This window comes from Paraburkholderia sp. GAS32 (genome assembly GCF_050434225.1).
Taxonomy (GTDB): domain Bacteria; phylum Pseudomonadota; class Gammaproteobacteria; order Burkholderiales; family Burkholderiaceae; genus Paraburkholderia; species Paraburkholderia madseniana.
In genome coordinates, this window is sequence record NZ_JBNPVS010000074.1 from 22,989 (window position 1) to 29,359 (window position 6,371).

The 6,371-nt window shown below is 61.2% G+C and carries 9 protein-coding genes and 1 pseudogene; 2 read left to right on the top strand and 8 right to left on the bottom strand.

Annotated features, from left to right (window positions below; all coding sequences use genetic code 11):
• Positions 1 to 7: 7 nt before the first annotated feature.
• Both P3T25_RS45565 and P3T25_RS45570 read right to left on the bottom strand, forming a co-directional pair.
• Complete coding sequence (locus P3T25_RS45565; protein ID WP_429364095.1) at positions 8 to 988, bottom strand: D-2-hydroxyacid dehydrogenase family protein; 981 nt, start codon at positions 986 to 988, stop codon at positions 8 to 10.
• Positions 989 to 1,006: 18 nt separating this feature from the next.
• The gene (locus P3T25_RS45570) at positions 1,007 to 1,324 is read right to left on the bottom strand and encodes an NIPSNAP family protein (RefSeq protein WP_408518747.1); all 318 of its coding nucleotides are present in this window, start codon (positions 1,322 to 1,324) and stop codon (positions 1,007 to 1,009) included.
• Between the two features lie 93 nt (positions 1,325 to 1,417).
• Between P3T25_RS45570 and P3T25_RS45575 the strand changes: the two genes are divergently transcribed.
• A complete protein-coding gene (locus tag P3T25_RS45575; protein ID WP_408518746.1) occupies positions 1,418 to 2,380 on the top strand; it encodes a LysR family transcriptional regulator in 963 nt (320 codons plus the stop codon).
• 255 nt (positions 2,381 to 2,635) lie between these two features.
• Here the strand turns inward: P3T25_RS45575 and P3T25_RS45580 are convergent.
• Positions 2,636 to 2,905: pseudogene (locus P3T25_RS45580) on the bottom strand (LysR substrate-binding domain-containing protein); the annotation flags it as partial.
• An 18-nt stretch (positions 2,906 to 2,923) separates the two neighbouring features.
• Positions 2,924 to 3,139 (bottom strand): hypothetical protein, encoded by a 216-nt coding sequence (locus tag P3T25_RS45585; RefSeq protein WP_429364112.1) that lies wholly within the window; start codon positions 3,137 to 3,139, stop codon positions 2,924 to 2,926.
• Between P3T25_RS45585 and P3T25_RS45590 the strand changes: the two genes are divergently transcribed.
• Positions 3,045 to 3,338, top strand: a complete 294-nt coding sequence (locus tag P3T25_RS45590) for a hypothetical protein (protein ID WP_429364110.1) — start codon at positions 3,045 to 3,047, stop codon at positions 3,336 to 3,338. The genes P3T25_RS45585 and P3T25_RS45590 overlap by 95 nt on opposite strands.
• A gap of 386 nt (positions 3,339 to 3,724) precedes the next feature.
• Here the strand turns inward: P3T25_RS45590 and P3T25_RS45595 are convergent, their stop codons facing one another.
• The 4 genes from P3T25_RS45595 to P3T25_RS45610 form a co-directional block, all read right to left on the bottom strand.
• Entirely contained in the window at positions 3,725 to 4,873 is a 1,149-nt protein-coding gene (locus P3T25_RS45595; RefSeq protein WP_429364098.1) for an EAL and HDOD domain-containing protein, read from the bottom strand.
• Between the two features lie 54 nt (positions 4,874 to 4,927).
• The gene (locus tag P3T25_RS45600; protein ID WP_429364100.1) at positions 4,928 to 5,098 is read right to left on the bottom strand and encodes a hypothetical protein; all 171 of its coding nucleotides are present in this window, start codon (positions 5,096 to 5,098) and stop codon (positions 4,928 to 4,930) included.
• Between the two features lie 168 nt (positions 5,099 to 5,266).
• Positions 5,267 to 5,563 carry a hypothetical protein gene (locus P3T25_RS45605; protein ID WP_429364102.1) on the bottom strand — a complete coding sequence of 99 codons (297 nt, stop codon included), beginning with the start codon at positions 5,561 to 5,563 and terminating at the stop codon, positions 5,267 to 5,269.
• A gap of 187 nt (positions 5,564 to 5,750) precedes the next feature.
• Positions 5,751 to 6,371, bottom strand: a 621-nt coding sequence (locus P3T25_RS45610) for a methyl-accepting chemotaxis protein (RefSeq protein ID WP_429364104.1), incomplete at its 5' end; no start/stop codon positions are given.

The following is a 6,371-nucleotide window of genomic DNA, read 5'->3' on the forward strand; positions in this document are numbered from 1 at the left end:
AACTCTTCTAAGCGCGATTCGTCGCGGCTTGCGGGTTGAGGACGTTCGCCGGCTTTCCCGCGCGCCACGCAAGCAGCTGTTCTATGGCGATGCCGAAATAGTGCTCGTAGGTGTCCTTCTCGACGTAACCGATATGCGGAGTCGCCAGCACGTTGTCGAATCGGAGTAGTGGATGATCGGCCTTATAAATAGGTTCGTGCTCGTAGACATCGACGGCTGCAAAACCAGGTCGTCCTGTTCTCAGCGCAGCTTCCAGCGCACCGGCCTGAACGACTTCGCTGCGACTCGTATTGACGAAAAGCGCGGTGGGCTTCATCGACGTAAGGTCGTTGAGCGTAATCGAACCGCGAGTCGCAGGCAGCAGGCGCAGATGACAGCACACGACATCGGCTTCGGTGAAAAACTTCTTGCGGTCTGTTTCCATCTCCACCCCGTCGCTGGATGCTGCCGCCAGCGACGTTTCGTGATCGCCGAGCGCGATGACGCGCATTCCAAAGGCACGGCCATAACCGGCCACCACGCTGCCAATCTTCCCGTACCCGGCGATGCCGAGCGTGCGTCCCTTCAAGCCGACGCCAAGATGGCCCTGCCACAGCCCGGCCTTAAGGCGCGTCGCTTCGACGTGTACCTTGCGCATGGAGGCCATAACAAGTGCCCAGGTCAACTCGGCGGCAGCAGTCGTGGCGGAACCTTCCGCGGATACCAGAACGCCACGCGCCGTACAGGCCGCGAGATCGACATGGTTCGCCGCGCGTCCGGTCTGAGAGATGAACTTCAGCTTGGGCAGGCGAGCCAGTAGTTCCGCGCTGATCGGTGTGCGCTCGCGCACCAGCAGCAATGCGTCTGCATCGGCGAAGCGCTCGGCCTGGTCGTCGAGCGAAGTCACCGTGTCGTCGTGTATCTCGACATCGAAACTTCGGGCGAGCGCCGGGTAACAATCCAGCGTGTGAATGCAATTCTGATAATCGTCGGAAATGATCACTTTCATTGTGTACTTGTGTGCGCGTTAAATTTTCGACCACGGGGCCGAGAGCAGGAGCTGGTTTTCCTGGTGCTGGATGTAACGGCCTTCGGCTGTCATCTTTTTGTATGCCGACCAGGCGGGGTCCGCTTCCATGGCTGCTCGGCGCATCTGGCGGTCGTCCGCACTCGTGTAGCCCCACAGATGAACGACCTGATTGAGCGGTCCCACTTCCGTGACGAAGTAACCAAGCGGATCTCCGACGTGTCGACGCTGCACCGGCAGGCCGTAGGTTTCATAGACGGCAAGATAAGCTTTCAATTGACCGGGTACGATCGTGTACCGGCGTAGATCTACTAGCATCGGGTTCTCTTCAAAAAAACATTGGACCAAGTCTAGTGGCGGCTGCTGAGGTACTACAATCGAATAAATTCGCTCGATTCACGAGAAAAATCAATGAATGAAGACCGCGCGTCCAAGAGGTTGTCGATCCGGCATATCCGGTCGTTTGTGGCGGTCGCGAAACATCGCAGTCTGACGCGGGCGGCAGAGTCGCTGTTTGTCACGCAGTCAGCGCTTAGCCTGACAATCCAGCATCTCGAAGACGATCTGGGTCTTTTGCTGTTTGACCGTTCGACCCGCCGGCTCGACCTGACGCAGGCGGGTCAGGAGTTCCTACCATCAGCGGAGCGGCTACTGCTGGACTTCGATTCGTCGATCCGGGACATGCGCGCGCTCGGCAAGCGCGAGCGCGGCAAGGTCGGCGTCGCGGCCGTACCATCAGTGATGGCGTTGCTGCTTCCTGAAGCAGTCGCCACCTATATCGACGCGTTTCCCGACATCGACATCTACCTGCGCGAAGACAATTCCGAGGCCGTGCAGCAGCGCGTTAGCAATGGCGATGTCGACTTCGGCATCTGCAGTCCATGGGAACCCGACGCGGAACTCGTCTTCGAACCGCTCTTCGAAGACTGCTTCGGCGTTGTCTTTGCTCCGCATCACCCGCTAGCGGCGAGTGCCGGTGAATTGTCGTGGGAGGAGGTCGCGGAGTATCGGATCATTGGCTTCAGTCCCGATCTGGGTATGCAGCATCAACTGAGCCGTACCGCGGGGCTCAGCCAGGAAGTGCGCGAGCCGCGCTATCGGGTATCGAATACCTCGACGATCGAGACGCTGCTGACTCGTGGCCTCGGCGTTTCGGTGATGTCGGCGCTCGCGGCACGGCGCGCTCCGCTCGACCGATTGAGCTTGCGGCTGCTGTCGAAGCCTATATTGACTCGCACCGTCGGGGTCGTGCGTCGGCAAGGGAAATCACCCTCACCAGCGGCCGCGACGATGCTGGAGCACATCCACCGGACTGTTCCGCAGCTCGCCCGATTTCCTGGTGTGCGGGTACTTGACGACATTGCTTCCGCCTAGGCTTCGAACGCGGCTTGTGCAAGTGTCGTCCCCGGGTGTCACGATTCAAAGGAATTCCGCGGCCGACGCAGCGAGCTACGTAAGCGGCTCGCCTAGGCCGTTCGTCCACGCGCGTGCACGTGAAGCATGATGGTGATCCGAACAAGCCCGGTCAGGTCGCGGGCGTCGGCGGACTGGCTGGTGTATGCAACTTGTCGGCCACGCGCCACGGTAGAAGCTCGTCGATGTGATTGATTTTGTGGTCAGCGATGTGAGTCAGCACGTCATGCCGCTGCGTTTCGCACGGCTCGTGCCGCCACCGTTCAAATAGACCTCCAGGTCACCGGACACCGTGGAAAAGCGCTCTACAAGGAAGTCGAGGAGCGCCCGAACGCGCGGCGCAATGTACCGGCTGCGTTGATACAGGGCATGCACCGGAACATCCTGAGACCGCCACGCCGGCATCAAAATACCCAATTTTCCGGCGCGCAGATCGGATCCGATGTCCCAGACCGATTTCATTGCGATGCCGTTACCGGTCACCGCCCACTCACGGGCGAGCGCTCAGTCGTTCGTCTCCCGAGAATGCGCAAGGGGCACGGTATAAGTCTCGACCTCGCCGCTGCGCGTGAACCGCCACTCGCCCATTGGCGTATGCGCGATCATCACGGCGTGGAACTGGCCGCTGAACCAGTTGGTCTGCAAGGGGGCGCCCGCATTCGCCGCGGGGTATACGGTGGTCGCAAAGTTGGCGGATATTTCACCGCTACCCGATAGCATGGCTAACCGATCCGAACCGCCGTGTACGGACCCGTACGCACGGTGGTGTGCGAGCGGTCGGGCCGCGAGGCCTGCCCCCATCCCGATCGGCCCGAGTGTGCCATCCGTCCGCCGTCGGCCGAGGGTGTGTCAAAACACAAAAGTTGAAGGTTTTGAGGGGTCACTTTACCCTTCCCGACACGCCACCACGCCGTTGTAGGCCCTTCTCGAAAGCCGACTTTTTGAACGAGAGGTGTGAGCCTGAGTTTTGACACACCCTCGGCCACAAACGGTCCTTCGCGGTCGCATGCCGAACGTCGCCTGATGAGCGACGAGTCGCCATTTGGCAAAGCGACGGCGGCCCTCGATTCGTCGGGCGAGCCAGCTTCGCTTTCACGGGCTGTGTACGGCGGCTTAGATTTCAATGGACATTCTGGCCGACGACGCCTTCCGCTCGACAATCCGTCCCCGCACTTCAGGCTCGAGCGCGACTGCGAGTTTGACACCGGAATCGCGGCCGGAACAGCCTCCGTGTCCGGCCTATCTATGTGCAATAAAGGACATATCAGATATATGTCACCGACTTGGAGGCCGGAGGATGAAGTCTCAGGGGCCCTCAGGTCTGGACGGGATGCTTCGCTCGGTGGTGGTACACCCACGCCCGATGCAGATGGTGTGTGGATGGCCCCGCACCTGATCGTCGTACCAGGCAGCGGCGGCAAGCCCGAGCATGGTCAGGTCGTTGGGGGTGAAGACCGGCAGTGCATTACACGCCGCGCGGATTGCCATGAGCTCTCCCGATTCGGCCGCCTCGGCGGCGTTCAATAGCAGACCCAATTCGCCGTGCCGTTCCAGCATTGCCCGCCGGATATCGGCGTGAATTGGCAGCGTGGACACGATGTCCTCGATCGCCCCGCCGAACAGCACATGAACCAGCGAGAACACGCCCGTGATGAACGCGGTATCGGCAAACCGGTCGTCGCCGGGCCGCAGCCGGCCGGCGGCAAGTTCCATCAATCGCGCGCGCGTGCCACACAGCTGCGCAAGGGGATCGGAGCGCAACGCATCGGGATGACCGTCTGCGAACAGGAGCAACTGGGCCCAGCGCGTGATTTGCCGAGTGCCGACGACCATGATCGCTTCGCGCATCGACGAAATCGTCGGGGCAAGCCCAAACGCGCTGGAACTGAGCAGACGCAACAGTTGAATGACGAGGTTCGGAATCCGCTTGAGTTCGGCTTCGAGTTCGGCAATCTCGGGTTCGGCGCTCAGCAGCACCATCAGGCGCAGAAGCGCGTCGCGCGATGGCGTGATGCGCCGCGATGTTAGCACCTGCGGTTTCGCAAAGTGGTAGCCCTGAAACAGTTCGAAGCCGGCGCACATGGCGGCGTCATGGTCTTCCGGTGTTTCGACTTTCTCGGCGATCGCCACCTTCCCGTGCTGCCTGACGGTGCCGATCAGTTCGGCAAGGCGCTCGCGCGGGCATTCGATGAAGTCGATCTTGACGATATCGACGCACGGCAGAAACTCGAGCAGGCGCGGGGACACCTGTGAAACATCATCCAGTGCGAGCCGGAAGCCTGCGCGCCGCAGGTCGCAGCAGCGCGTGAAGAGTGCCTCGTCGAACGTCACCGTTTCGAGGATTTCGAGCACGAAGCGCTCAGGGGGCAACAGTTGGACCATGCCGGACATCAGCACCGTGCGGTCGACGTTCACATAGCCGGCGTGATCGCCCAGCGCAGCACGAAGGCCCATATCGCCGATAAGTCTCGTGATGACCTGCGTGGTGGCATCGGCGTCATCGGTGATTCAGGCGAGATTGGCGGCCCCGGAGCGGAACAGCAGTTCGAACGCGTTCAATGCTCCGCTGCGGTCAAGAATTGGCTGCCGCCCGAGGTAGACGTCTTCCAGTGTGGCCGCTTCGCTGTCCGGCGCCGGTTGACCGTCGGTGATAGCCGGCGAAGATACTCTTGCCTTCAATTGAACGCTTCCCTTTCCGTTATCGTATTGTCGATGCCAATCGGGCAGGCGCCGCCCCTTGTCCAATTGCAATTACGCACTGTGGAGGTCGAGGCGACAGGATGAAATGCCACACCGGCACGGTCCGGCTTCCCGATCCGCAGGCACGACAAAATTGCGCGGCTGAGGCTATTGACGCCTGGCCGATTCCCGACCCAGGGTGGTGAGAATGGCATTGGTGAGTTCAAGCAGTGCCGAGTGATATTCGGCGGGCAAGGCCACATCGTCCATCAACGACAGGGCCTCTTCGATTCCCTGCCGGAATGACCGGGTGATCTCGACGCGCTGCAACGTCGTGAGGTGCGGCAGGACGGCCTCCAGAAACTTGCTCAGAACCATCGTCCGCGCTCCAAGAGCGCCCATTTTCTTTGTATTGGCAGCCATGAGCTCGACTACCCGGCCCAGCACATTGTCAGTATTGTTCAATTTTCAGACCTGCTCAGAATGTCTGCCAGTCCGCCGCGCCAGTATCCGTCGCAACATGGTGTTCCTTGCGCTAATGACTGGAGTCGTCTCTGGCTTCAACGTTGGACAAAGGGGCGTGCGATCCTTCGGTGCCGGCACCGAAGGATGCAGTTTGCTTTGCCGGCCAGTCAGCCGTGATAGGGGCTGCCTAAAAACTGTTCCATTCGTCAGCCTTGGCGGTTTGCGCCACCAGAACGGGCTGCGGAGCGGACCGCTTTACGGCTGGCTTGGCCGGCGCCCTGGCGCGCGCCGGAGCCGCCGTGTGCATCTGCGCGCCAGCGCCCCTGCCGGGGTCGTGCGAAACGTCCAGCCTGAACATCGAAACAGCGGCTTTCAGATCGTTCGCCTGCGACTCGAGCGCACCGGCAGCGGCGGCCGCCTGTTCGACCAGGGCCGCGTTCTGCTGCGTGACTTCGTCCATCTGCGTGACGGCCTGGTTGACCTGGCCAATGCCCTTGCTCTGTTCCTGCGATGCAGCGGTGATTTCACCCATGATGTCGGTCACGCGCCTGATCTCGCGGGTGATCTCGTGCATCTTCGTTCCGGCGTCCTGTACATGGCTGGCACCTGTCCGCACCCGCTCGACGGAATCGTGGATCAGCTCCTTGATTTCCTTGGCTGCCGCCGAGGAGCGCTGCGCCAGCGACCGCACTTCGGAGGCCACCACCGCAAAACCCCGTCCCTGCTCACCCGCCCGCGCTGCTTCGACAGCAGCATTCAGCGCAAGGATATTGGTCTGGAAGGCGATACCCTCGATGATGCCGACAAT